This window comes from Hymenobacter endophyticus (assembly GCF_032464715.1).
In the GTDB taxonomy this organism is placed as follows: Bacteria; Bacteroidota; Bacteroidia; order Cytophagales; family Hymenobacteraceae; genus Hymenobacter; species Hymenobacter endophyticus.
This window is the reverse complement of record NZ_JAWDJT010000002.1, coordinates 717,155-742,211: the sequence shown is the minus strand read 5'-3', so window position 1 is coordinate 742,211 and position 25,057 is coordinate 717,155. Positions and strand designations below refer to the sequence as shown.

Below are 25,057 nucleotides of genomic sequence, written 5' to 3'. Positions count from 1 at the left end.
GGGCCCAGGGCTAAAGCCCTAGGCTATGCAGCGAGCTGGTAAAGACTGAAAAGGATTGAGGTAGCACAGCGGGCCCTATATAGCCCAAAGCTTTGGCCCTGGCTTGTGAGGACTACAGCGCCGTTACGGGCACGCTGCTGGGCTCGTAGTTCAGGTTGGGCATCAGCCAGCGTTCCAGCTCCGGCAGGGGCATGTTCTTGCGCGCGGCTATGTCGGCTACCTGGTCCTGGCCGATGCGGCCGAGGCCGAAGTAGCGCGAGTCGGGGTGGGCGTAGTACAGGCCGCTCACCGAGGAGGCCGGGTACATGGCCAAATTTTCGGTGAGGCGGATGCCGGTTTGGGTTGAAGCGTCGAGCAGCTCAAACAGGGTGATTTTCTCGGTGTGGTCGGGGCAGCCGGGGTAGCCGGGCGCGGGCCGCACGCCTTTGTATTTCTCTTGAATGAGGTCTTCGTTAGACAGGTTTTCGGCCGGGTCGTAGCCCCAGAACTCCTCCCGTACCCGCTGGTGCAGGCGTTCAGCAAAGGCCTCCGCCAGGCGGTCGGCCAGGGCCTTCATCATGATGCTGGAGTAGTCATCGTGCTCGGCCTCGAACTTTTCTAGGTGCTTCTCGATGCCAATACCGGCCGTCACGGCAAAGCCGCCGATGTAGTCGGCGCGGCCGGTTTCCCGCGGCGCCACGAAGTCGGAGAAGGCGAGGTTAGGCACACCGGCGGCTTTTTCGCTCTGCTGACGCAGGGTGAAAAACTCGGTGGCTACTTCCTGGCGGGTATCATCCTTGAATACTTGCACCGTATCGTAGCCGACGGTATTGGCGGGCCAGAAACCGAGCACGGCGCGGGCCGTGAGCTGCTTCTCGTCGATGATTTGCTTGAGCATCTTTTGGGCGTCGTTGAAGAGCTGAGTGGCGGCTTCGCCCACGTTTTCATCGGTGAGGATGCGCGGGTAGCGGCCTTTCAATTCCCAGGTCTGGAAGAACGGCGTCCAGTCGATGTACTCGGCTAGCTCGGCCAAGTCGTAGTCTTCCAGGGCTTTGGTGCCCAAGAAGGTCGGCTTCACGATGGGCGTGGTTTCCCAATCAGCCTTGAAGCCATTCTCGCGGGCGGCCTCAATGGTGAGGTAGTTTTTGTCGCGCTGGCGGCCGGCGTAGTCTTCACGGAGCTGGCGGTACTCCTCACGCACGGTGCGGGCGTACTCGACATCAGCCGAACCCAACAGCGCCGCCGCCACACCCACCGAGCGGGAAGCGTCGTTGACGTGCACGATGGGGCCGCTGTAGTTGGGCGCAATCTTCACGGCGGCGTGCAGGCGCGAGGTGGTAGCCCCGCCAATGAGCAGCGGGGTTTTGAGGCCGCGCTTCTCCATTTCCTGCGCCACGTACACCATTTCATCCAGGCTCGGCGTAATCAGGCCGCTCAACCCGATGACATCTACTTGCTGCTTCTGCGCTTCGTCGAGGATGGTTTCCAGCGGCACCATCACGCCCAGGTCCACGATGTCGAAGTTGTTGCAGGCCAGCACCACGCCCACGATGTTCTTGCCGATGTCGTGCACGTCGCCTTTCACGGTGGCCAGCAGAATCTTGCCGGCGGTTTGCCGGTCCCCGCTCTGCTTGTCGGCCAGCAGGTAGGGCTCCAGGTACGCCACGGCTTTCTTCATCACCCGCGCCGATTTCACCACCTGGGGCAAGAACATCTTGCCGGCGCCAAACAGGTCACCTACCACGTTCATACCAGCCATCAACGGGCCTTCAATCACCTCCAATGGCCGGCCTACTTGCTGGCGCACTTCCTCGGTGTCCTGGTCGATAAATTCGGTAAGGCCTTTTATCAGAGCGTGTTGCAGGCGTTCCTTCACCGGCAAACTGCGCCAGGCGTCGGCCACCACTTCCACTTTGTCTTTCTGCTTCACCGTGTCGGCGAAGTCCACGAGGCGCTCGGTGGCATCGGGGCGGCGGTTGAGCAGCACGTCTTCCACCAGTTCCAGCAGGTCCTTGGGTACTTCGTCGTACACGGCCAGCTGGCTGGGGTTCACGATGCCCATATCCAGGCCGGCCCGGATGGCGTGGAACAGGAACGACGAGTGCATGGCTTCGCGCACTACATCGTTGCCGCGGTACGAGAAGCTGATGTTGCTGACGCCGCCGCTGGTGAGGGCGCCGGGCAGGTTTTGCTTGATCCAGCGGACGGCCTCAATGAAGTCCAGCGCGTAGTTGCGGTGTTCCTCCATGCCGGTGCCCACGGTCAGGATGTTGGGGTCGAAGATGATGTCCTCGGGCGGGAAACCGACGTCGTTCACCAGGATGTCGTAGCTGCGGTGGCAGATTTCGATGCGCTTCTCGTAGGAGTCAGCCTGACCGTTTTCGTCGAAGGCCATGACCACCATGGCCGCGCCGTATTGGCGCACGGTGCGGGCACGCTGCTTGAACACTTCCTCGCCTTCCTTCAGCGAAATCGAGTTGACGATGCTCTTGCCTTGCACGCACTTCAGGCCGGCTTCGAGCACGCTCCACTTCGAGGAGTCAATCATAATCGGCACCCGCGAAATGTCGGGCTCCGAGGCAATCAGGTTCAGGAAGGTGGTCATGGCCTGCTCCGAATCGAGCATACCTTCGTCCATGTTCACGTCGATAACTTGGGCGCCACCTTCCACCTGGTCGCGGGCCACTTGCAGGGCTTGCTCGTAAGCGCCGGTGCGGATGAGGCGGGCAAAGGCGCGGCTACCCGTCACGTTGCACCGCTCGCCTACGTTCACAAACAGGCTTTCCCCGGTGATGCCAAAGGGCTCCAAACCACTCAACCGAGTAGCCTGGGGCACTTCCGGCAAGGGGCGTGGCTCGTATTTCTCAGCTAGGCGGGCCAGTTCAGCAATGTGCTGGGGCGTGGTGCCACAACAGCCGCCCACCACCGTCACGAGCCGGTCAGACAGATAGCCTTCCACCACGCCCGCAAATTCCTGCGCCGACTCATCATACCCACCGAAGGCATTGGGCAAGCCGGCGTTGGGGTAAGCGGAAATGTGCACGTCGGCAATGCGGCTCAGTTCCTTGATGTACACCTTAAGCTGGTCGGCCCCAAGGGCGCAGTTCAACCCCACGCTCAGCAGCGGCAGGTGGCGGATGGAGTTCCAGAAGGCCTCCACCGTCTGCCCGGAAAGCGTGCGGCCCGAAGCATCGGTAATGGTACCGGAAATCATGACGGGCACCACCCGGCCGCCTTCGTCGAAGAACTTCTGCACCGCGTACAGGGCCGCCTTGGCGTTGAGCGTGTCGAAGATGGTTTCGATGAGCAGCGCGTCGGAGCCGCCGTCAATCAGGCCGCGCACCTGCTCGTGGTAGGCGGTAGCCAACTCATCGAAGGTTACGGCGCGAAAACCGGGGCGGTTTACGTCGGGCGAGAGAGAGGCGGTGCGGTTGGTAGGCCCAATGGCACCAGCCACAAAGCGCGGCTTGGCGGGGTTCTGAGCGGTAAACTCGTCGGCAGCTTCCTTGGCCAGGCGCGCCGACTCGTAGTTCAGTTCGTACACCACGTGCTCCAGGGAGTAGTCGGCCTGAGCAATGGTGGTGCCGCTGAAAGTGTTGGTTTCCACCATATCGGCCCCGGCGGCGAAGTACTCGGCGTGAATACCCTTGATGATGTCGGGGCGGGTGAGGCTGAGCAGGTCGTTGTTGCCGCGCAAGGGATGCGAGTGGTCGGCGAAACGGGTGCCCCGGAAGTCGGCCTCGGTCAGCGGGTGGCGCTGAATCATGGTGCCCATGGCGCCGTCCAGCACCAGCACGCGCTGGCGCAGGATGTCGTAGAGGGGGGAATCGGGGCGGGCAGGGGCGGGGAGAACGGTCGGCATATCGGCTCTTCTAAGGAAAATCAGCGGCGAAAAGTGCCTATCCAGAAAGAGCCGGGCGCGGAGGCCGGTTCCGTACTTATCTTCTTCCAAGACCCGCAAAGGCCTTGAAAAGGGAGTTAGCACCTTGTTTTATTTCAGGTTGCTAAGACGTCATCGGGCCCAATCCCTCGGTCTTTCTGGATAAGTAACACGACGAAGATACACCGCAAGCCGCTAAAAACAACAAGCCCGGCTGTTTGCACGGCCGGGCTCTAAGCAAGGACTAGCAGAGTAGCTAATCCTTTTTGATGCAGTTGGGTACGGTTTTGCCGTCCTTTTTCTTGGTGCCGGCTTGCTCGTAGCCTTTCCAGCAGGGGTCCTCTTTCTTGGCGGTAGTGTGGGCGGTGGTGGTTTTTTTGGTAGGCATAACTAGTACAGCGGCAGGGCTATATGGACTTCCGGCCGGTAACAGTGGTACGGCCGCGTTCAAGCGGAGGTTGCCGGGCAGGGTGCCGCATAAATTCCGTTGGGGCAGCGTTATGCTACGCCGGATATTGTGCAAGCCAGCTGCCGATAGGTTGAGGGCTTGCCCTGGTTGGTTGAATTTGTAAACGGACACTCCCTCAGGCTGCTACCTTTCAGAAGCTATGCACCACAAGCACCATCTACGAATTGGCAGCGCGCTGTTGCTGCTCCTGAGCTGCTCCGGTCTGGCTTATGCCCAGCAGCCGGATGGTACCGGCCTGCGCGGACAGTATTACGCGGGCCAAAACTTTGAGAAGCCGGTACTCCTACGCTCCGACCCGGGTATTGACTTCAACTGGACAATTGGCCCCACTGGTGACCATTTTGTGCCGCCGGGGCCGGGCGTACCGGGGGAGCACTTTTCGGTGCGCTGGACGGGCTACCTCTACGCGCCAACCACCGGCACATACACTTTTCAGGTGGCTACCGATGATGGGATGCGCGTGTGGGTGGGAGGTAAGCGGCTGGTGAGCTCCTGGCGCGGGCAGCCCGTGGCCATAGTCACTGCGCGGGTACACCTCATGGCCGGGCGCTATTACCCGGTGCGCGTCGACTACTTCCAGATTGACCGAGACTCCCGGGCCCGGCTGGCCTGGCAGCCGCCAAGGGCTACTGAGCCTCAAACCATTCCGGTGCGCTACCTCTACCAGCGCCTGCCAGCCACGGCCGTACCCGTGCCTGCTGCTCCGCCGGTTGTGGCTGCTCCAGTGGCCGTAGTGCGCCCTACACCAGCCCCGTTGGCATCCGTAGCGCCTCCTCGCAGAATGGCCCCCGCCCCACCTGTGCGAGCCGTGAAAACCCGCCCCCGGCAGCTGACCCTGCCTACCGCTCCAGCGCCGGTAGCAGCGCTTGATACGCAGGCGGCGGTGTTGGAAAACCTGGCTGCTCTGAGCAAAGGAGCAGCTGTTACACTGCCCAACCTCTACTTCACCCAGAGCACGGCCTCCCTGCTGCCCGCCTCCCGCCCTACACTCAACGCCCTGGCCCGTACCCTGCGGCAGCAGCCGGCGCTACAGCTGGAAATAGCCGGCCACACCGATAACGTGGGCGACGCTTACCTGAACCTGCGCCTCTCGGAGCAGCGCGCCCAGGTGGTCAGGCGCTATCTGCTGCAACAGGGCATTGACTCGGTGCGGCTGACGGCGCGTGGCTACGGTGGTACCCGGCCGGTAGCCAACAACCAGCATCCCGAGCAGCGGCCCCGCAACCGCCGGGTAGAAGTAGTGGTGCGGTAAGGCTGGCCGGCCCCCTGCGTGTACGTACATCAATTTGGCATAAGCTCAACAACCCAGTCGGTTTCGCGTAAGGCATAAGCTCCGCACTATTTCTTACTGATCTATGGCTGCTAAAAAAGCGGCGGCTCCTACAAAAGCTGCTACCACCGATTCTCCTGCTGCTGCCAATGTGGCAAAATCAGCGGCAACGCCCGCTGCCAAAAAGGCTTCCAAAGCGGCCGCCGAAGCGCCTGAGCCCGTAAAACGGCCCACGGCTAAGGATATGAAGCAGCATGCCCAAAAGCTGCCCTATCCCGCCAAGCAGGCCGACATGAAGCTGCAGCCCGGCATGAGCTTCAGTACCTACCGGGCGGCTGGCAAGCTGCAGGATAAAATTGCCCTTATAACCGGTGCCGACTCTGGGATTGGGCGGGCGGTAGCAGTGGCGTTTGCCATGGAAGGAGCCCACGTGGCTGTTCTCTTCAACGAAAACGTGGAAGATGCCGAGGAAACCAAACGGCTAATAGAAGCCCAGCAGCGCCGGTGCATTCTGCTGCAGCTGGATGTGCGTGACCCGGAACAGTGCAAGCAAGCCGTACGCCGCACCCGCGCCGAGTTAGGTGGCCTCAACATTCTGGTCAATAACGCGGCCTTCCAGATGGCCCAGGAGAAGTTCGAGGATATTTCGGAGGAGCAAATCCGCCGCACGTTCGATACCAATATTCTCGGCTACATCTGGATGGCGCAGGCCGCCATTCCTCACCTCAAGCAGGACGACTGCATCATCAACACCGGCAGCATTGTAGGGCTCACCGGCATTCCTATTCTGGTGGATTACGCCTGCACGAAGTCGGCCATTCATGCCCTTACCAAAAGCCTAGCTACTTACCTGGGAGAAAAGGGTATCCGGGTGAACTGCGTGGTGCCCGGCCCCGTCTGGACGCCCAATATACCCGGCACCATGCCCCGGGAGGAGGTAGAAAAATTTGGTTACGAGGTGGCCTTGGCCCGCCCTGGCCAGCCCGAGGAGTTAGCTCCCGCCTACGTGCTGCTGGCCTCCCAGGACGGCTCCTTTATGACTGGCTCCCTGGTACACGTTACCGGTGGCAAAATGAGCAGCGACCAATAAGTAGATGTGTGAAGCGGTGAAGTTGCGAAGTGCCGTTGGCCAGCAGCTGCCTTTCACAAGTTCGCAAACTCCCCACTTCACCCACATGAAATATCCCCAAGGCACCGTCCGGGCGCTGCTTAATTCCGAGCATGTGACGCCCGCTACCAAAGCGGCGTTGGAAGCCCGGCTCGCTATTTCGGCAGACTATGTGCCCCAGTTTTTCGACGCTGATACCTACCAGTTGCTACGAGCCGTGGCTGCCCGCCTTTTCCCCCAGCCCGAACGGGAAACGCCCATTGAGTTGGCCCCAAACGTGGATAAGCGGCTGGCGGAAGGCCGGGCCGATGGCTGGCGCTATGATGTAATGCCCCCCGACCGGGAAGCCTACCGGCTGGGCCTGGGTGGCATCAATCAGGCGGCCCAGGCGCAGTTTCAGCAGCCGTTTATGGCGCTGGATGAAACCTCCCAGGATGCCGTGCTGGGGCAGTTGGCGGCCGAAAAAGCGCCGGGAGAAAACTGGACCCAAGTGTCGCAGAAATACTTTTTTGAAGAAATGCTGGCCGAACTGACGGAAAGCTACTACGCCCACCCTCTAGCCCAGGAGGAAATTGGGTACGTGGGCATGGCCGACCAACCCGGTTGGACGCGTATCGGCCTCAACGAGCGGGAAGACCGGGAACCTGCTGTGAGTTAGTGAGTTAGCGAAGTGATGCAGTTTAATCGTCAAACTGCATCATTTACGCTGCTTATGCCGATGGAACGTCAAACTCACTATCTCACTACTTCACCATTTCACCGTACATGCCCGACGAAGAAGTACTCGAAGAAGGCGTGCTGAACCCGGTTCAGCCCGAAATACAAGACCCTCTGCTTAAAAGTATACTGGCCGAGAATGAGGCGGCCCCGGCGGCTACCCCTGTTGAGCAGGTGCAACCGGCTGACCTTCCTGATTTTGCCGAGGAAGTAGACTGCGTGGTAATTGGGACTGGTGCGGGCGGAGCGCCCCTGCTGGCTCGGCTGGCTATGGCCGGCCTGAAAGTGGTGGCCCTGGAGGCCGGCCCCCGCCGCGACCCAACCAGAGACTACGCCACCGACGAGAAAGCCCAGAACTTCCTTTTCTGGAATGATGAGCGCCTCTCCGCCGGCCAAAATCCGGTGGCCTTCGGTAAAAATAACTCTGGCACCGGTGTGGGCGGCTCCACCCTGCATTATACGGCCTACACGCCCCGCGCCCACCGGGGCGACCTGAAGCTGCATACTGACTTTGGGCAGGGTGTAGACTGGCCGTTTGGTATCGAGGAGCTGGAGCCGTACTACGAGGAGATAGAGCACTTTCTGGGTATATCCGGACCCACGCCTTACCCCTGGGATGCTGGCCGCCGCAAGGGCTACCCGCTGCCTCCGCTACCACTCAATGGAGCAGCCCAACTCATGGAGCGCGCCTGTGCCCAACTCGGTATTACAACCTCGCCGGCGGCCAACGCGGCGTTGTCGGCGCGCTATTACCAGGAGGGCATTGGCTGGCGTGAGGCCTGCACCAACCGGGGCTTTTGCCAGGCGGGCTGCAACCGGGGTGCCAAAGCCAGCATGGACGTAACCTTTCTGCCCTTGGCGGAAAGCTATGGGGCCGAAATCAGGGCTGATGCCTACGTGACGGAAATTGAGCGCGACGCCACCGACCGCGTAACGGGCGTGGTGTATGAGCAACACGGCCAAACGGTACGCCAGCGTTGCCGCCACCTGTTTTTGTGTGCCGGGGCCGTAGAAACGCCGCGCCTGCTTATGCTCAATGAGCTAGCATTAAGCAGCGGGCACGTTGGCAAAAACTTCATGGCCCACCCCGGCATGCAGGTCTGGGGTACTTTCCCTGAGGATATCCGGCCCTACAAGGGTATTCCGGGGGGCTTGATTTCTGAGGATACCCACCGCCCTAAAGATGCTGATTTTGCCGGGGGATATTTGCTGCAGAGTATAGGGGTAATGCCCGTTACGTTTGCCACCCAAATGGTGCGCCAACGCAAGCTGTGGGGGCAGCCCCTGCGCGACTATATGCGCAGCTACAATCATGTGGCCGGTATCAATATTCTGGGTGATTGTCTGCCGCACGCGGCTAATTTTATGGAGCTCAGTGAGGAGAAAGACGCGCGCGGCCTGCCCAAGCCCCGCCTGCACTTCACGGCCCAGGAAAACGAGCAGCGCATGAACCGCCACGCCGAAAAGCTGATGCGGCAGATCTGGGAAGCGGCCGGCGCCACGGATATCTGGGCGTTTGAGCGCTACGCCCACGTCATCGGGACGGCGCGCATGGGCCTGAGCGGCGACGATGCAGTGGTAAACCCGGATGGTAAAGCCTTCGATGTGCCCAACCTCTACATCTGCGACAACTCCGTGTTTCCCAGCGCCCTGAGCGTGAACCCGGCCCTCACTATTATGGCCCTGAGCCTGCGCACTGCCGATAAGTTTCTGGAAGCGCAAAACCGGCTAGATACCTGATTTGGGGTGTCAGTTACTGGTTGTCAGACTCTGATAGCAACCCGCCGCTGATACCCAGTACCTGACTTTTAACACGTCATGTCTAAGAATTTCCTCACGCACATTAAAGCCCGGTTCGGCGACGGCCATTACGAAGGCGACCAGTTTGGCGGGGCCGGCGGCCACGATGGTACTGGCCTGCCTACCGGCACACCGGGCAATTTTATGTTTGCCACCGGTGTCGAGTGCTCCTATCCCACTATTGCCAACGGCACCATCCGGCGCGATTTGCTGGCCGAAACCGACCACTACAACCGCTATAAGGAAGACCTGGGGCTGGTGAAGGAAATGGGCCTGAAGGTGCTGCGCTACAACCTGCCTTACTACCTTATTCACAAGGGGCCCGGCCAGTTTGACTGGGAGTTTGCCGATTTGGCCATGGCCGAAATCAAGCGCCTCGGCATTACGCCTATTCTGGACCTGATGCATTTTGGGGTGCCCGATTGGGTAGGAAACTTCCAGAACCCCGAGCTGCCCGTGCACTTTGCCGAGTACTGCGGGGCAGTGGCCCAGCGCTACCCCTGGGTGCGGTTTTATACCCCCGTCAACGAAATCTACGTGACGGCCCGCGCCTCTGCCAAAGATGGTATCTGGAATGAGCAGCTCAAGGATGATCGGGCTTTCATCACGGCTATGAAGCACATTACGGCGGCCAGCATCATGGGTAACCAGCAAATTGCCCGCTACCGCCCCGACTGCATCATCGTGCAAAGTGAATCGGCGGAGTACATCCATGAAATGCGGGCAGTGGAAAGCGCCGAAATCCGGCTGCAGAACAAGCTGCGCTTCCTGTCCCTGGATTTGCTATACGCCCACACCATTGACGCCGAGGTGCTACTCTACTGCCTTGATAACGGCATGACCCGGGAAGAAATGAAGTGGTTTATGGCTGGTGAGCCGCCCGGCTACCAGATCATGGGCAACGACTATTACGGCCGCAACGAGAAGATAATCAAGCCCAACGGCGACTGGTGCGAGGCCGAGGATGTGCTGGGCTGGTACACCATGACCAAGCAGTACTACGAGCGGTACCGCAAGCCCGTATTCCATACCGAAACCAACACGTTTAATGCCAAGGATGCTGAGTGCTGGCTCTGGAAGCAGTGGGTAAACGTGCAGCGTATTCGCCAGGATGGGGTGCCGGTGGTCGGCTTTACCTGGTATAGCCTCCTCGATCAGCTCGACTGGGATATAAGCCTGCGGGAAAAGCGCTTGAAGGTAAACGCCTGCGGCCTCTACGACCTGGACCGCAAGATCAGGCCGGTGGGGGAGAGCTATAAGATGATGATTGAGGAGTTCGGCCAGATTACCGTTGTGCCCCACGCCGAAATGTTCGAATTTACTAGCCGCCCCGCTACCCTCAAAGTGGAGAAATAGCAACTCCGTTTCAAAACGCAAAAGCGCCACCTCACACGTGTAAGGTGGCGCTTTTGCGTTTTGCCCTATACAGTTTCCTAGACGGCAGCAGCGGGAGCGTGTTCGGCGGGCATTTCGGCATCTACGCCCAAGCCTTTGGCAATGGCCATGCCCAAGCGTACATCGGCCCGGAACCAGTGGCACAACTGGCGCTGAGTGATGAGGTCCTTTTTGGGGCCTTCGATGCCGCTCATGGCACCTACTACGTTGGCAATCAGGTTCTGCTGGGCCTGCTTGTCGAGGAGGCGGAACAGGTTGCCGGCCTGGGTGTAATGGTCGTCGTTGCCGGGGCCTTCGTTCCGGTCGTAGCGGGCGGCAAAACCGTCGAGCTCCTGGGCGGGCTCACCCTGGGTTTTGTCTTCCTCTGGGCCATCAAACGAGTTGGGGAAGTAGTTTGGGCCGGGGCCGCCGTTAGCGCCCAGGGCCATCAGGCCGTCGCGCTGGTAGTTGCTGAAGCCGAAGGGACAGGCGTTTACGGGCAGGTGCTCGTAGTTCACGCCCAAGCGGTAGCGCTGCGCATCGGGGTAGCTCAGGATGCGGCCTTGCAGCATTTTGTCGGGCGAGTAGCCGATGCCATCCACTACGTGGGCCGGGGCAAAGGCGGCCTGCTCTACGTGGGCGTGGTAGTTCTCGGGCACGGCGTTCAGCTCCATCACACCTACTTCCTGCAGCGGAAACTCACCCTGAGGCCACACTTTGGTCAGGTCGAAGGGGTTCCAGCGGAAGTCGCGGGCCTGCTCCTCGGTCATGGTCTGGATGAACATGGTCCACTTCGGGAAGTTGCCGTTGTCGATGGCGTCTACCAGGTCGTGCTGCGCGAAGTCGGCGTCCTCGGCCTTCATCAGCTTGGCTTCCTCATCAGAGAAATTCTTCACGCCCTGTTGGGTACGGAAGTGAAACTTCACCCAGGTCCGCTCGTTGGCCGCGTTAATTAGCGAGAAAGTATGGGAGCCGTAGCCGTGCATGTGGCGGTAGCCGTAGGGCGTGCCGCGGTCCGACATCAGAATGGTTACTTGGTGCAGGCTCTCGGGGTTCAGGCTCCAGTAGTCCCACATCATCGTGGGGCTCTTGCGGTTGCTGCGCGCCTCACGCTTCTGGGTATGAATGAAGTCCATGAACTTGATGGGGTCCTTCACAAAGAACACCGGCGTGTTGTTACCTACCAGGTCCCAGTTGCCATCTTCGGTGTAGAACTTCAGGGCGAAGCCGCGGGGGTCCCGCTCGGTATCGGCCGAGCCTTTCTCGCCGCCTACGGTGCTGAAGCGGGCAAACAGTTTACACTCATTGCCAACCTTGCTGAACAGCTTGGCCCGGGTGAGGTGGGTGATGTCGTGGGTGACGGTAAACTTACCGTAGGCGCCGCTGCCTTTAGCGTGCACCACCCGCTCCGGAATCCGCTCCCGGTTGAAATGGGCCGACTTCTCGTGGAAGAAATAGTCTTGCAGCAACAACGGCCCACGGGCACCGGCCGACTGCGTGTTCTGGTTATCAAAAATCGGGCGACCCGAAGCGGTAGTTAGTTTCTTGGGCTGAGTTGATTCTTCCATGGAGTAGAACGGTTGAGCTCTTTAGTACGGTGGAGTTTGGCAAAGGTGCGGAAATACCGATTATAAGTAAAATTGATTGTTATTATAGGTTTATAGCCTGTATCTATATTTGTGCCCATGACCGTTCAGCAACTGGAGTATGTGGTGGCCCTGGATTCGTACCGGCAGTTTGTGCTGGCTGCCGAGAAGTGCCACGTTACGCAGCCTACACTCAGCATGCAGCTCCAGAAGCTGGAAGAGGAGCTGGGTGTGCTGCTGTTTGACCGTACCACGAAAGGCGTGCAGCCCACGGCCGTAGGCGTCAAAGTAGTGCAGCAGGCCCGGCAAGTGCTGCGGCAGGTGCAGCAGCTACACGAGGTAGTTCAGCTGGAAAAAGGCGAACTGGTGGGGGAGCTGCGCCTGGGCATCATTCCCACGCTGGCGCCCTACCTGGTACCCTTGTTTCTGGTGGCCCTGGTAGAGCATTACCCGCAGTTGCGCGTGCAAGTGGAGGAGTTACAGTCGGCCCAGATAATTCAGCGCCTTAAAGACAACCAGCTGGACATGGGCCTGCTGGTAACCCCCCTGGAAGACCGGCAGCTACGGGAAATTCCGGTGCTGGAAGAGCCTTTTCTGGGGTACATTTCCCCGGCTCACCCCCTGTATCCGCACGCCACCATTACCCCGGCCGATATGGGGGAGCCGGGCCTCTGGCTGTTGCAGCAGGGGCACTGCTTCCGGCACCAGGTACTCAACATATGCGCCCCGGCCCCGGCGGCTACCAACCGGCCCTTCACCTACGAAAGTGGCTCCATTGAAACGTTGAAGGAACTGGTGCGCCACAACCACGGCTACACGCTGGTACCGGAGCTGTCGGTGCTGCAGGAGCTGGATAACCCCATGGTGAAGCGGTTTGCTGCCCCCGAACCGGTGCGCGAAATCAGCCTGGTAGTACATCGGGGGTTTGTGCGCCTGCCGCTGCTGGAAACGCTCCGTGCTATCATTCTGCGGCAAGTACCGGAGCGCCTGCGGGCCGGCAGGGCCAAACAAAAGATTCGGTGGCGCTGAACGGCCCGCGGGGTTTGGGTGCTACCCTTACTGTGGGCGCAACTATTCATCGTACCGGCGGCCAAGTGGCGCGCCCTGAGCAACTTTTTCCGAGTAGAATATTATGCAACTTTCAAAGTCAACGTGGGGTACCGTTCTGCAATGGGGCGGAATAGCGGCGTTCCTGGTTATTCTGCTCACCGACCTGCGCACGCCCGTGCTGGGCGGCATGCAACGGGCTCTGCTGGCTACGGGCCTGTGGCGCCCGGACCTGCCCGCAGCTCCAGCGTCGGCGCCCGTGCAGCCCGTTGGCAGCTACCCCCACAATGTGCCCCTGCTTACCCTGGATGGGCAGCCCGTCAACCTGCGCGACCTGCAGGGTAAGGTGGTGCTGGTGAACCTGTGGGCCAGCTGGTGCCCGCCCTGCGTGGCCGAAATGCCCGGTTTGCAGAAACTCTACGCGCAGGTAGATAAACGTAAAGTGGCCTTCGTGATGATATCCCTGGATCAGAACCATGAGAAGGCCAGCCGCCTGATAGCACGCAAGGGCTACACGTTTCCGGTGTATTTCCCCGCGGCTCCGCTTCCCCCTGCCTTCGATTCTGAATCCATTCCGACGACTATCATTGTAGGGCCCGATGGGCGTGTTGCCGCCCGCCACGAGGGCATGGCCGATTACGATACCCCCGAGTTTAAAGCCGCCCTGGAGAAACTAGCCGGTTCGGGCCAGCTGTAAACTCCTCGGCTGCGTATCGTAGCTACCCGTTACCGGCCCTGAAATGGCCCTGCTTTATACCTGCTCCTATGCCCACATCCTCTTCCGTTACCTTCGTTGGCCTGCACTACTGGGCGGGCTCCGGCCGCGAGTTTCACGCCCTAGCCCACCTGCTGGCGCCCGCGTATTCTCTGCTGGCTCCCAACCTGGCCGGGTTCGGCGACGCGCCCCCGCCGGAAGTAATTAGCTACACCGTGGATGCCTATGCCAACCAGGTAGCCCAGTTCATTGAGGATAATCAACTAACGCAGTACGTGCTGGTGGGCCACAGCATGGGTGGTAAAATTGCGCTGGCCTTGGCCGCCCGGCAGCCGGCGGGTCTGCTGGGGGTGGCCCTGCTGAGCCCTTCGCCGCCCACCCCCGAGCCCATGACCGATGAGGACCGGATGAGCAGCCTTAAAGCCTACGGCAAGCCCACAGAAGCCGAAAAAACTCTGCGCACCATCACCGTTCGGCCCTTGTCAGCCGCTGACCAGCAGCAGATTGTGCAGGACAACTTGCAAAGCTCCCGCCTGGCCTACGACGCCTGGCTGCTGCACGGCAGCCGGGAGGATATCAGCGCCCGGATGTGTACCGTGGAGGTACCCTGCACCATTCTGGCCGGCGACCAGGACGCGGTAATGTCACCCTCGGTGCATGGGCTGGAAACGCTGCCGCTGCTGCCCGAAGGCACGCCCCTGGAAATCATCAGCGGCGCGGGCCACTTGCTGCCCTATGAAGCTCCGGAAGAAGTAGCCCATCTGCTGCGCGACTTTGCCCGAAAAATCCGGCCGGAGTAGCGGCCCGGTTTCCGGGCGCAGCTTAAACCCCCGAACTTGGGGGTTCAATTCTGTATCCCTATGCAACTCCGGATTCTGCTTGCCCCTGTACTGGTCCTAAGTACGCTCACTACCTGCCGTACCGCTCAGGTGGGAGAAGTATATGATACCTACCCAACCTACGACGGCCCCGACCTCGGCCTGACCTTTCATCAGGGCCAAGCTAAGCTGCGGGTGTGGGCTCCTACGGCCGAGAAGCTGCAACTAAAGCTGTACACCGCCGGAACGGGGGGCAGCCCCGCGGCGGAGTACTCCATGCAAAAATCGACCAGCGGAACCTGGGTATACACGCTGCCGGCCCAGCCGGCCGGTAAATTTTACGTGGTGCAGGCCACCATCAAAGGTCAGCAGATGGCCGAAGTGCCCGACCCCTACGTGCACGCCCTGGGCCTGAACGGACAGCGCGGCGCCCTGCTCGACCCCGCCACCGCAAGCCCGGCGCAGTGGGCCGACGATGAGCGGCCCCGCCTGAAGCAAGCCACCGACGTGGTGATTGGGGAGCTGCACGTCCGCGACCTGTCTATGCATCCGCAGTCGGGCGTGCAGCAGAAGGGCAAGTACCTGGGCGTAGCCGAAACCGGCACGCGCGGCCCGGGCGGCGTTACAACCGGCCTCGACCACCTTACCGAGCTGGGTATCACTCACCTGCATTTACTGCCCACCAATGATTTTTCCTCGGTGGATGAGAGCCGCCTGGCCGATAACCAGTATAACTGGGGCTACGACCCGCTGCACTACACCGCCCCCGAAGGCTCCTACGCCACCGACCCCGCCAACCCCGCCAGCCGCATTCGGGAGCTGAAACAGCTGGTGCAAACCCTGCACCGCCAGGGTCTGCGGCTGGTGCTGGATGTGGTGTACAACCATACCACGGCCGTTGCGCGCACTTCCTTCGAGCAGCTGGTGCCCGGCTACTACTACCGCCACCGCCCCGATGGCAGCCTCTCCGACGCGGCGGCCTGCGGCAACGAAGTAGCCTCTGAGCGGCCCATGGTGCGCAAGCTGATTGTGGAGTCGGTGGCGTACTGGGCCCGGGAGTACCACGTGGATGGATTCCGGTTTGATTTAATGGGCGTGCTGGATTTGCGCACCATGCGGGCCGTGCGCGTGGCCCTCGACCAGCAGGACCACAGCATTTTCGTGTACGGGGAAGGCTGGACGGCCGGTAGCTCGCCCCTGCCCGAAACCGAGCGGGCCCTGAAAGCTAATGTGCTCAAGCTGGACCGCGTAGCGGCCTTTTCGGACGAACTGCGCGATGGGGTGAAGGGCCACTTCGCCCGCCAGACGGAGCCGGGTTTTGCCAGCGGGCAGCCGGGGCTGGAGGAAAGCGTGAAGTTCGGAATAGTAGCGGCCACTCAGCACCCCCAGCTCGACTACGCCAAAGTAAACTACTCCAAAGCGCCCTGGGCTGCCTCCCCGGCCCAAACCATCAACTACGTGGCCTGCCACGACGATATGGTACTCTGGGATAAGCTGGCGGCCTCCAACCCCACCGCTTCCGAGGAAGAGCGCATCAAGATGGATCTGCTCAGCAATACCATCGTGTTTACCTCCCAGGGCGTACCGTTTCTGCCCATCGGCGACGAGTTTCTGCGCACCAAATTTGGCTCTCACAACTCCTACAACCAGCCCGACAGCATCAACCAGATTGACTGGGCCCGCAAGGGGCGTTACCGGCGCGTGTTCACGTTCTACAAGCAGCTGCTGGCACTGCGGCAGGCCCACCCGGCGTTCCGGTTGCCCACCCAGGCGCTGGTGCAGCAGCACCTGGAGTTCCTGCCCAATTTGCCGCCCACTACCATCGGCTACCGCCTCAAGGACCACGCCGGCGGCGACGAGTGGAACAACATTGTGGTACTTTTCAATGGCAACCGCCAACCCGCCCGTATGCCGGTACCCGGCGGCCGGTACTCGGTGGTACTAGCCGGCGACGAAATCAACCCCCAAGGCCTGCGCCAACTAAGCCTGGGAGGCGCAGCTGCTGAGGTAGAAATGCCCGCCTCGTCAGCTATGATACTGGTGCAGAAGTAGACAAGCAGCGCCAAGCTGCCCGTACTTTTCAGGATTGAAGCCCGGGAAGAAACACAAAGCCCATGATGACCGGGTTGGCATCATGGGCTTTTGTTATAAGCAGAAGCGAAGAAAAGCAGACCAGTTCGCTCCCAGAGCTGGTGGCTTGCTTCCTACAGCATCATTTCACTTCCTACTCCAACGACCGGTCCCGGAACAGGACGTAGCCAATGTGGGCGAATACCCCGAAGCGGTGGTTCCGGTCGTCGTAGTGGATGGCTTGCACCGACAGCGGGCCAACCGGTGTTTGATATACCAGCCCAGTCATAACAGTGAGGTAAGGACGGCTGATAGTTTTGGCCCGGCGCACCAGCACTGGATTTTCCGGAACCTGCTGCCAGGGGCGCACCAGTACGTGGGTGAAGGCCTCAGTGCGCCACTCCACACCCCTAAAAACGCCTTTTATGTACCGCAGGCCTATTCCGGCGTAAGCGGTGCCCCGGTAGTTGTCCAGGAACAAGGTACGCGAGTCGGGCAGGGGCAGGAAAGCCGCCGAAGTGGTCAGGGAAGAGCGGTAGGTGGCAAAGGGCCCCTGCGTACTGGCTACGGCATCCAGCAGAACGCCCCAGGCGTGGGCTTTAGCCCCCACCGAGTCAACCTTACCCAAAGAGAAATACTGCTCTGAAAACACCGACAGCCGCAGCCAGCGCTGGTTGTTAGTGCGGTCGGGCACGCCGTTGGATGTGGTGCCGGCCTCATACTTTTCCTGGCCCGTAACGCCGCGCAAAGCAAACTCCGCGCGCCGGCCTTTGGTAGCATATTGCCGGGAGTTCAGGGAATTACGCTCAAACCGGATGCCGGCCGTAACGCCCTGGAAGCGGTTGAGGTCCAGTTCGTCGGTGCTGCTTACCTCACGCGTGTTGGCAAACCGGTCACGATTGGTGAAGGCACCGATGTCCAGTATGTAGCGGCTGCGGTAGTTGGGGCTGATACCGATGTTGAGGGCCGTTTTCAGGTCGCGCTGCACCAGTTGGCTGGTTTCCGCGTTCTGGCCCAGCAAGCCACCCGTATCCTGATAGTTGAGGTTGTTAAAGGTGATGATGGGCTCAAAATACAAGGGAACCTGCCCCGGCACACTCACCCGGAATGAGCCCTGCACGGCATTGTAAAAGCGCCCAATGGTAGCATTGGCCCGCGCCGTGTACAGGTAACGGCTCAGGTAGCGGTAAGCGCCCCCGATGTACACGTTGCTCATGGAGCGCGACGACAGCAGCACGCCCAGGTCGGCGGTGAGGTTGTTGGCCTGGCGGGCATCAATGCTCAGGCCGTAGCCCTTGTCGGCCGCCGAGTAGCGCACCCGGGGGTACACGTTCGTGAAAAAGTCGTTGCTTACGAGGCGGAAATAGCCTTCCTCCACGTCGCTGGGCGTGTAGGTGGAGCCGCTGCGCTGGAAAAACCGGCGCACAAAATCCTGTTGCTGGCGCGGCAGGCCCTGCACCGAAATCCGGGTGAAATCGGGGCGGGGGGCGCGCTGCTGGAACGCCAGCCGCCGCTGCTGCAGGGCCAGGGTGTCCTCCCGGCGCTGAATCCGCTGCAGGGTAAGTTGCAGCTTTTCTTCGGCGGCTTTTTCGCCCAGGGCAACCAGGCGCTTCACCCGGCCAAAATCGGCGGCGGTGTAGTCGGTCAGGTCGGGCTGGATAAAAATGCCGTTGGGCCCCACCGACAGGGTATCGGCGGCGTTGGAGCCCAGGAAAACCAGCGTGCTGGTCAGGAGTTGGTCGTCCTTCTCCTTGGGATATTTGCGGTAGGCCACGTCGCCCACGTTTACCCCAATAATAATGTCGGGCTTGAACTCCTGCTTGATAACGCCGGTCGGGAAGTTGTCAACTACCGCTCCATCAAACAAGTAGCGCCCATCTTCCTGGCGAATGGGGCGAAAAGCCAGCGGGAAAGCCATGGAGTTGCGCACCGCGTCGGAGAGGGAGCCGCTACGCTGCACCACCCGCTGGCGCGTGAACACCTCCGAAGCTACTGCGCGGTAGGGCACAAACAGGTTATCGAAGTTGTAGTCGGCAATGGCTCCGGCCGGGGCCAGCATGGTGGCTAGCTTGTAGTTCAGGGTGGCGTCGTTGATGATGCGCGGCGTAACCCGGGTACGAAAGGCCGAGTCGATGGAAAGGCCCAGGTGCAAGGCAGCTGGGGAGGGGTCGGCATCGTAAAAATTGAACACCTTGCCCTCCAGCGGGCGGTTGGCCACCCAGTCCTGAAACTCGGGCCGCATCACAATTTCCTCAATTTCCCGGGGAGAATAGCCCGCCGCATACATGCCGCCCACAATGGCGCCCATGCTGGTACCCACAATGTAGTCGATGGGTATGCGGTTTTTCTCCAGCACTTTCAGCACGCCTACGTGGGCCAGGCCTTTCGCTCCGCCCCCGCTAAGCACCAAGCCTACTTTTTGGGCCTGAGCGGTAAAAGTGGCCAACAGCCACGCGCACAAAAAGACAACGGCGCAAGTACAGTTACGCATATAAGCAGAGGGGCTATAACGGGGAGAAACCCCGGGAGTGGGGCGCGTTTCCTACGCATACCATACGGGCAAGTTGCCTGACCACAGCTCGGCCATATGTAATGCTCGGCGTACGCCCGGTCCTGCTGGCCCAAAGTACCTGCATCCTCCGCCAAGGCAAGCCGGTTTTACAGCCCGCTACCGCAGATAATGGCCCGGCAGAAGTTGGCGCGGAAAGGAATAAAAAGCGCACCACAATGAGGTGGGCGCGTGCCGGCATTGTGCTGGCCCTGTTGTTACTAAGCTATTGGGGAGAGTTTGGCAGGCTACTTAGTCCTCGTGGCCCGCTACGGGTTTGGCGGGGGCTTGCTCAGTTTGCTTGGCTTCCAGCGCCAGCCGCTGCTTTTCTTTCTCGGAAGGGGAGCGGGGCAGGGCGCCCAGATCGGGCTGGCCGGCATCCACCCAGGCCGTGTACCAGAATGCGCCCACCAGCCGCAGGGCCGACCGCATCTGCCGCTCCACCTGCCCATTCAGGCGCTGGTGGTACTCGCGGGCGAAGTCGCGGGAGTAGGTGCGTACCGTCAGGTTGCCGCGCTGCTCGAAGCCGTACTTGCGGTCCTCGGGCGTTTTCAGGCTCAGCTCCCGCTCAAACCGCAGTACCGAATCGACGGCGGCGTTGGAGCGGGCCACAACGGCCCAAATGGCATCAGTGGGCTTATCCAGGTAGGGCGCGGGGCCGGTGAAGAAGTCGTAGCCGCTGCTGAGTAGCTCCGGCAGGCGGCTTTCCCAGAGGCCATGAATGCCCCGCTGCCCGGTCAGCTGCCCGTTGTAGTTGTGGGTGGTGTGCAGGGGCACGCAGGCATCGGCCACGTAATGGCCCATATCGGCCGAGAGGTGCAGAATCCGGTCGGCATCGTGGGCCTGGAAGGCGGCCGTGAGTTGGCCTTTCATGCGCGCCACCTGCCAGGGCACAATGCCGTGGCGCAGCAACGAATCCTCGCCCAGCAGGGCCACGGCGTCGGCGTAGGAGCGGGGCAATTTGAAGAGGGCCGAGTCGCCGTACACATCCACGTCCAGGAAGTGGCGCGGGGCTTCGCCGGGCACCACCGTGCGGCGGGAGTCGGGCCGGGTGGCGTTGTCGGTGAGGTAGTCGATGTTGGCCTTGTAGAAACCAATCATTTCGGGCGGCAGCGTGTACACTGCCAGCCGGTTAATCAGCCGGTGCCCGAAAAATCCCCAGGCCTGCGCCGAGGAGGTAAGTAGCAGCAGGAAACCAAGCAGCGGCAGAATACGAGGCATAGACATCGGGAACACAGCGGATAGGGAAAGGAAGATACACGGAGTTCCTGAGCCTGCCAACTGCCGGCGGTGGCGGCCGGCCTTACTCCCGCACCAGCCGGCTAGCCTTGGTTGAGTAGCTCCAGCAGGGGGCGGTTCAGGTAGAACTGATAACGCCCTACCGGCTTGTTTTCCAGCAACTGTGCTTCCGCCAGATAGCCCAGGTAGCGGGAAGTGGTTTTGTAATGCAGCCCGGTGGCTATACTAGCCTGTTGCGGAGTGGTGATAGGCCGCGCGAAAAGGTGTTCGGCCAACTCAAGGGGCACTCGCTTGGGTAGCTGCCGGACTTGTTGCTTGAAATGGTGCAGCTGATTCACAACGGCCAGCAGTGTGTCCTTGGTAGCCCGCGCCTGCTGCTGAAAACCGCGTAGCATAAACAGCAAAAAATCCATCCACTGCCCTTCTGCCGATACCGCCAGCAACAGCCGGTAATACTCCTGCCGATGCCGGTTGATGTAGCCGCTGATAAAAAGAGTAGGCTGCGCCAGCAGCTGCTCCTGCACTAGGTGCAGAACCATCAGAATCCGGCCGGTGCGCCCGTTGCCGTCGCCGAAGGGATGAATAGCTTCGAACTGATAATGGCCAATGGCGCACCGCAACAACGGGTCGGTAATGGTATCTTCGGTGTTAATGTAGTGCTCCCAGTTGCTTAGTAGCTCGGGAATACTGGCCGCGCGCGGCGGCGTAAAAACTGGTTCTCCGGTAACCGAGTTGATAATCTGGTTGGGTGTAGTGCGGTAGCCCGGACCATAATGCGGCAGCAACCGGTGCTGAATGCCCACAATCAGGCGCGATGAAAGTGGCAGCGTAACCAGCTGCCCGGCACCCCAGCGGACCGCGTCGCCGTAGCGCAACACCTCCTTGTCGGCGTCGCGGCGTTCCGCCTCCGGAAACAGCTCCTGTTGCAGCGCCGATTCTATTGTCGTATGAATATTCTCTATTTCCGAACTGGCCACAGACTCCCGGATAATGGCTGGTGACAACAGCAACATCGGGTTGGGCATAGCCGCTGAATAGCCCTTCAGTTCTGCCAGTTCTACCCGGGCGGCAGCTACGGCCCGGAGCAAAGCAGGAGCCTCCAGATCGGCTGACGGTGGCAGGTGCGGCAGGTCGAATGGGTGAGTGAGACGAAAGGGCATACGATAGGAAAGGTATGGGATAAAAATACGTTATTTATCCCATACCGCCCCGGGCATTGGACAAATTGTCCTATACCTCGCCCAGCCGGCCCTACTCCCGCTCCCGCACCAGCCGGTACAGCGCTTCGCGGTAGGTTTCGCCCACCGGAATGGCCTGCTCGCCAATGTACACCGTGTTGCCATCCACCATGCTGATCTTGTCCACGGCTACCAGAAACGACTTGTGCACCCGCAGAAACGGGGGCTGCGGCAGCTGGGCGGCCAGCTCCTTCAGCGTCTGGTAGGTAGTGAGGCGCTGGCCCGCCACGAACAGCGTTACGTAGTTGCCCAGGGCCTCGGCGTACAGAATATCGGCGTGGCTGACGCGCAGGAACTTGTTCTTGCTTTCGCCCTTCACGAACAGGTAGTCATTGGCCGGAACGGGAACGGGAACTGCTGGTGCCGGAGCCACGGGCAGCGGCGCGGCCGCTACTGCTGGGGCGGGCACCAGCAGGGCCTGGGCTTTCTGCACGGCCCGTAAAAAACGGTCGAAGGCAATGGGCTTGAGCAGGTAGTCCACCACGTCGTGTTCGTAGCCTTCCAGCGCGTATTCGGGGTAGGCGGTGGTGAGGATGACTTTGCATCGGTTGCCACACAGGCGCAGAAACTGCAGGCCCGTCAGCTCGGGCATCTGAATATCGAGGAACACGAGGTCGGCGCGGCCTTCCTGCACCCATTGCAGCGCCTCAATGGGGTTGGTGGTGGTGCCGGCCAGTTCCAGCCCCGGAATTTTCTGGATGTAGGCGGCCAGCAGCCGACTGGCGTAGGCTTCATCATCAACGGCAATACAGCGGAGCATAGCGGCGGGCACAGGTGGAGGCTGCAATATAGCCGCCAGAACCGCGCCCTCCGCGCTTTCCTCTGCGTCCTCTGCGGGAACCAACGTCAGGACCTCACGCCAATTCCAGTTCCAGCCGGGTGTGGTGCATGGTGCCGTCGTTGCGGATTTCCAGGTGGTGGCGGCCGGGGTAGAGCAGCTCCAGCCGCCGCCGGATATTGGCCAGCCCGATGCCGGTAGTATGGTCTTTCTGGTGCTGGCTGATGTGGTTGCGCACCTCAAACCGCAGCTGCCGGGGCGTGGGCAGGCGCAGGTTAATCTGCACCAGGCATTCGGGCCGGCTGGTGACGCCGTGCTTGAGGGCGTTTTCCACGAACGGAATTAGCAGCAAAGCTGCCACCCGCTGCCCCTCAATAGCCCCCTGCACGTCCATTTCCACAAAGAACTGGTCCTCGAACCGCAGCCGGTGCAGCGCCAGGTAGTTGCGCAGGTAGTCCACTTCGTGTTGCAGACTGGCCGTGCCGTCGGGGCTTTCGGTGAGCATGTAGCGCATCAGGTCGGAGAGGCGCAACACCGCGTCGGCCAGCGGCTCCGACACCAGGTAGGCTTCGGCGTAGAGGTAGTTGAGCGTGTTGTAGAGGAAGTGCGGGTTGATCTGGGTTTTGAGGAAGGCCAGCTCGGCCCGGGTTTTCTCCTGCTGCAGCTGCTGGTGCTCCCGCTCCCGCCGAAACGCGTTTTCCAGCCCCCACACCGCCGCACTCAGCACAATATACGACGTGCCCCAGTACAGATTTTCCAGCACGTACGCGCTGGTCGGCGTGTCGGCATCGTAGTTGCCGAAACCCAACGCGGCGGGCAGCAGCACCTGTTCCAGCAGATAGCGCAGCGCAATGAACGTGGCCATGATGCCGGCCACGCCCAGCAGCAGCTGCGGCAGCCGGCCGCGCCGCAGGTAGCGCGGAAACACCCACAGGTAGCCCAGGTAGAACTCCACGCACTCGGCCAGCAGGATGGTGCCCGTGAGGATGGCTCGCTCCGGCTTGGCCTTATCAAAGTAGAGGCCCAGGCCGATGTAGCCGGCCCACAGCGTCCAGCAGAGCAGGTGCAGCCCGATGGTTTGGCGTTTCGTCATGCCCTAAAAGTAGCAGGAGCCGCCCGGCAGACGCAGTTTATTATGTGAACCCGCCGGTTCAGCCTGTGAACCGGGCGGGCGGGCCTTCCGCGGGCTGGTTGGGGGTTGGCAGCTGGTTTTGGGTGGTTGACATAATAAAATTTCGGCCGGGCGTCCGGGCCTGCACCTTTGAATCAGTTCTACCGCCTCACCTCCCTTTCTCTTTTGTTATGCTGCTTTCCCCGCTCCACCACCTACTGTTCTGCCTGCTGCTGGTGCTTCCCCTGGCCGCCCGCTCCCAATCTGCCGCGCCGCTTGAGGTGGTGGTGGTGGCTTCCTCGCACGTCAACTCCGGCCCTGCCGCCAATTTCCGGCCCGTCATCGAGAAGCTGAAAGCCTACCAGCCCGACATGATTTTCGGCGAGTACACCTCGGCCACGGAGCTGAAGCAGCTGCCCGCCGACAACTATGCTTCCCGGATGTTTCTGCCCCGCCGCCAGTTCGTGCAGCAGCGCAACCCCAAGGCCCGGCCGTTGGCTCCGCACCAGATGGAAAAAGCCCGACAGGCACTGGCCGGCTTCCCCTACTACCACAAAACCCGCATGGACCTGGCCCGCAGCTACGTGCTCGGCTTCGACCGAGCCAATGCCGAGTACCAGCTCTACTTGCTTCACCAGGAGATGAAACCCCGCTTCGGCGCGCAAGAGTTGGCCTACTTCAATACCGTGTTCGGCGGCTCCGACTCGCTACGGCAGCGCCGGCTCGTGCGGCCCACCAGCGAGTACCACAAGATCTTTTTTCCACTGGCCTATGAGCTGAAGCACGCGCAGATATACCCCATGGACTGCCAGCTTTACGATATTGCCTGGAGCACTGCCTGGGGTCAGGCCGCTGAGCAGGTAGCGGCCCTTCAAGCCCGCGTCAAACTTGATTCCACGTCGGCGGAAGCCGCTACCTGGCGCCGCATGAAAGCCGCCAACGCCGCTTACGAAAACTACGGACCCGCCACTAACACCCCGTTGGCTGTCTACCAGGCCCTCAATGCGCCCGCCTATGCCCAAGTAGATGAGCCCATCAATTTCTATGGCGGCGTGGCCCTGTACGGCGCGCCCGGCTTCCCTACCGAAGAAGTGAAAGGCATGAAAGCCCAATGGCTGCTGCGCAACCAGGGCATGTGCGCCAACGTGGTGCGCCTGGCCCGCCAGCAGGGTGCCCGCCGGGTGGTAGTGGCCGTCGGGGCCTCGCACGGCCAGCTGCTAAGCCAGCTGCTCCGCGAAACTACCGGCGTGAAAGTGCTCAGCTTCAACGACCTGCCGTAGCGCAACCAAACTATCCAAGTGAATGATCTG

Annotated in this window: 18 protein-coding genes and 1 riboswitch; of the genes, 10 read left to right on the top strand and 8 right to left on the bottom strand. The window is 61.0% G+C overall.

Annotated elements, in window-relative coordinates:
* Window positions 1–112: 112 nt before the first annotated feature.
* Entirely contained in the window at window positions 113–3,841 is a 3,729-nt protein-coding gene (gene metH, locus ROI90_RS05580) for a methionine synthase (protein ID WP_315997346.1), read from the bottom strand.
* A 73-nt stretch (window positions 3,842–3,914) separates the two neighbouring features.
* Window positions 3,915–4,028: riboswitch (SAM riboswitch) on the bottom strand.
* Between the two features lie 87 nt (window positions 4,029–4,115).
* Window positions 4,116–4,247: a hypothetical protein gene (locus ROI90_RS05575; protein ID WP_262697259.1), complete on the bottom strand. Its 132-nt coding sequence runs from the start codon at window positions 4,245–4,247 to the stop codon at window positions 4,116–4,118.
* Between the two features lie 220 nt (window positions 4,248–4,467).
* Here ROI90_RS05575 and ROI90_RS05570 point away from each other — a divergent pair, with 220 nt between their 5' ends.
* The 5 genes from ROI90_RS05570 to ROI90_RS05550 all read left to right on the top strand — a co-directional run bounded on the left by ROI90_RS05570 (window position 4,468) and on the right by ROI90_RS05550 (window position 10,579).
* The gene (locus tag ROI90_RS05570) at window positions 4,468–5,580 is read left to right on the top strand and encodes a PA14 domain-containing protein (protein WP_315997345.1); all 1,113 of its coding nucleotides are present in this window, start codon (window positions 4,468–4,470) and stop codon (window positions 5,578–5,580) included.
* Window positions 5,581–5,683: 103 nt separating this feature from the next.
* On the top strand, window positions 5,684–6,688 hold the full coding sequence (locus ROI90_RS05565) for an SDR family oxidoreductase (protein WP_315997344.1): 1,005 nt from the start codon (window positions 5,684–5,686) through the stop codon (window positions 6,686–6,688).
* Between the two features lie 85 nt (window positions 6,689–6,773).
* Window positions 6,774–7,364, top strand: a complete 591-nt coding sequence (locus ROI90_RS05560) for a gluconate 2-dehydrogenase subunit 3 family protein (protein WP_315997343.1) — start codon at window positions 6,774–6,776, stop codon at window positions 7,362–7,364.
* Between the two features lie 107 nt (window positions 7,365–7,471).
* Window positions 7,472–9,163, top strand: a complete 1,692-nt coding sequence (locus ROI90_RS05555; RefSeq protein ID WP_315997342.1) for a GMC family oxidoreductase — start codon at window positions 7,472–7,474, stop codon at window positions 9,161–9,163.
* A gap of 78 nt (window positions 9,164–9,241) precedes the next feature.
* On the top strand, window positions 9,242–10,579 hold the full coding sequence (locus ROI90_RS05550; RefSeq protein WP_315997341.1) for a family 1 glycosylhydrolase: 1,338 nt from the start codon (window positions 9,242–9,244) through the stop codon (window positions 10,577–10,579).
* A 77-nt stretch (window positions 10,580–10,656) separates the two neighbouring features.
* Here the strand turns inward: ROI90_RS05550 and ROI90_RS05545 are convergent, their stop codons facing one another.
* The gene (locus tag ROI90_RS05545; protein WP_315997340.1) at window positions 10,657–12,165 is read right to left on the bottom strand and encodes a catalase; all 1,509 of its coding nucleotides are present in this window, start codon (window positions 12,163–12,165) and stop codon (window positions 10,657–10,659) included.
* A 117-nt stretch (window positions 12,166–12,282) separates the two neighbouring features.
* On the opposite strand from ROI90_RS05545, the gene ROI90_RS05540 reads away from it, so the two are divergent.
* The 4 genes from ROI90_RS05540 (at window position 12,283) to pulA (ending at window position 16,815) form a co-directional block, all read left to right on the top strand.
* The gene (locus tag ROI90_RS05540) at window positions 12,283–13,212 is read left to right on the top strand and encodes a hydrogen peroxide-inducible genes activator (RefSeq protein ID WP_315997339.1); all 930 of its coding nucleotides are present in this window, start codon (window positions 12,283–12,285) and stop codon (window positions 13,210–13,212) included.
* A gap of 103 nt (window positions 13,213–13,315) precedes the next feature.
* Window positions 13,316–13,927, top strand: coding sequence for a TlpA family protein disulfide reductase (locus tag ROI90_RS05535; RefSeq protein WP_315997338.1), 612 nt, complete (start codon window positions 13,316–13,318; stop codon window positions 13,925–13,927).
* A 68-nt stretch (window positions 13,928–13,995) separates the two neighbouring features.
* Window positions 13,996–14,745: an alpha/beta fold hydrolase gene (locus ROI90_RS05530; RefSeq protein WP_315997337.1), complete on the top strand. Its 750-nt coding sequence runs from the start codon at window positions 13,996–13,998 to the stop codon at window positions 14,743–14,745.
* A 60-nt stretch (window positions 14,746–14,805) separates the two neighbouring features.
* Entirely contained in the window at window positions 14,806–16,815 is a 2,010-nt protein-coding gene (pulA, locus tag ROI90_RS05525) for a type I pullulanase (protein WP_315997336.1), read from the top strand.
* A gap of 172 nt (window positions 16,816–16,987) precedes the next feature.
* Here pulA and ROI90_RS05520 read toward each other — a convergent pair whose 3' ends face one another.
* The 5 genes from ROI90_RS05520 to ROI90_RS05500 all read right to left on the bottom strand — a co-directional run bounded on the left by ROI90_RS05520 (window position 16,988) and on the right by ROI90_RS05500 (window position 23,729).
* Complete coding sequence (locus ROI90_RS05520; RefSeq protein WP_315997335.1) at window positions 16,988–19,324, bottom strand: patatin-like phospholipase family protein; 2,337 nt, start codon at window positions 19,322–19,324, stop codon at window positions 16,988–16,990.
* A gap of 309 nt (window positions 19,325–19,633) precedes the next feature.
* Window positions 19,634–20,602 (bottom strand): zinc dependent phospholipase C family protein, encoded by a 969-nt coding sequence (locus tag ROI90_RS05515; RefSeq protein WP_315997334.1) that lies wholly within the window; start codon window positions 20,600–20,602, stop codon window positions 19,634–19,636.
* Window positions 20,603–20,703: 101 nt separating this feature from the next.
* Window positions 20,704–21,780 carry a Fic family protein gene (locus tag ROI90_RS05510; protein ID WP_315997333.1) on the bottom strand — a complete coding sequence of 359 codons (1,077 nt, stop codon included), beginning with the start codon at window positions 21,778–21,780 and terminating at the stop codon, window positions 20,704–20,706.
* Between the two features lie 91 nt (window positions 21,781–21,871).
* Window positions 21,872–22,618: a LytR/AlgR family response regulator transcription factor gene (locus ROI90_RS05505; protein WP_315997332.1), complete on the bottom strand. Its 747-nt coding sequence runs from the start codon at window positions 22,616–22,618 to the stop codon at window positions 21,872–21,874.
* Between the two features lie 94 nt (window positions 22,619–22,712).
* Window positions 22,713–23,729, bottom strand: coding sequence for a sensor histidine kinase (locus tag ROI90_RS05500; RefSeq protein WP_315997331.1), 1,017 nt, complete (start codon window positions 23,727–23,729; stop codon window positions 22,713–22,715).
* 209 nt (window positions 23,730–23,938) lie between these two features.
* Here ROI90_RS05500 and ROI90_RS05495 point away from each other — a divergent pair, with 209 nt between their 5' ends.
* Window positions 23,939–25,027 (top strand): DUF5694 domain-containing protein, encoded by a 1,089-nt coding sequence (locus ROI90_RS05495; protein ID WP_315997330.1) that lies wholly within the window; start codon window positions 23,939–23,941, stop codon window positions 25,025–25,027.
* Window positions 25,028–25,057 lie beyond the last annotated feature (30 nt).

Excerpts from the sequence above, each read along its gene's own strand:
- metH (WP_315997346.1), bottom strand. The coding sequence starts at position 3,841 with ATGCCGACCGTTCTCCCCGCCCCTGCCCGCCCCGATTCCCCCCTCTAC.
- ROI90_RS05575 (WP_262697259.1), bottom strand. The coding sequence starts at position 4,247 with ATGCCTACCAAAAAAACCACCACCGCCCACACTACCGCCAAGAAAGAG.
- ROI90_RS05570 (WP_315997345.1), top strand. The coding sequence starts at position 4,468 with ATGCACCACAAGCACCATCTACGAATTGGCAGCGCGCTGTTGCTGCTC.
- ROI90_RS05565 (WP_315997344.1), top strand. The coding sequence starts at position 5,684 with ATGGCTGCTAAAAAAGCGGCGGCTCCTACAAAAGCTGCTACCACCGAT.
- ROI90_RS05560 (WP_315997343.1), top strand. The coding sequence starts at position 6,774 with ATGAAATATCCCCAAGGCACCGTCCGGGCGCTGCTTAATTCCGAGCAT.
- ROI90_RS05555 (WP_315997342.1), top strand. The coding sequence starts at position 7,472 with ATGCCCGACGAAGAAGTACTCGAAGAAGGCGTGCTGAACCCGGTTCAG.
- ROI90_RS05550 (WP_315997341.1), top strand. The coding sequence starts at position 9,242 with ATGTCTAAGAATTTCCTCACGCACATTAAAGCCCGGTTCGGCGACGGC.
- ROI90_RS05545 (WP_315997340.1), bottom strand. The coding sequence starts at position 12,165 with ATGGAAGAATCAACTCAGCCCAAGAAACTAACTACCGCTTCGGGTCGC.
- ROI90_RS05540 (WP_315997339.1), top strand. The coding sequence starts at position 12,283 with ATGACCGTTCAGCAACTGGAGTATGTGGTGGCCCTGGATTCGTACCGG.
- ROI90_RS05535 (WP_315997338.1), top strand. The coding sequence starts at position 13,316 with ATGCAACTTTCAAAGTCAACGTGGGGTACCGTTCTGCAATGGGGCGGA.
- ROI90_RS05530 (WP_315997337.1), top strand. The coding sequence starts at position 13,996 with ATGCCCACATCCTCTTCCGTTACCTTCGTTGGCCTGCACTACTGGGCG.
- pulA (WP_315997336.1), top strand. The coding sequence starts at position 14,806 with ATGCAACTCCGGATTCTGCTTGCCCCTGTACTGGTCCTAAGTACGCTC.
- ROI90_RS05520 (WP_315997335.1), bottom strand. The coding sequence starts at position 19,324 with ATGCGTAACTGTACTTGCGCCGTTGTCTTTTTGTGCGCGTGGCTGTTG.
- ROI90_RS05515 (WP_315997334.1), bottom strand. The coding sequence starts at position 20,602 with ATGCCTCGTATTCTGCCGCTGCTTGGTTTCCTGCTGCTACTTACCTCC.
- ROI90_RS05510 (WP_315997333.1), bottom strand. The coding sequence starts at position 21,780 with ATGCCCTTTCGTCTCACTCACCCATTCGACCTGCCGCACCTGCCACCG.
- ROI90_RS05505 (WP_315997332.1), bottom strand. The coding sequence starts at position 22,618 with ATGCTCCGCTGTATTGCCGTTGATGATGAAGCCTACGCCAGTCGGCTG.
- ROI90_RS05500 (WP_315997331.1), bottom strand. The coding sequence starts at position 23,729 with ATGACGAAACGCCAAACCATCGGGCTGCACCTGCTCTGCTGGACGCTG.
- ROI90_RS05495 (WP_315997330.1), top strand. The coding sequence starts at position 23,939 with ATGCTGCTTTCCCCGCTCCACCACCTACTGTTCTGCCTGCTGCTGGTG.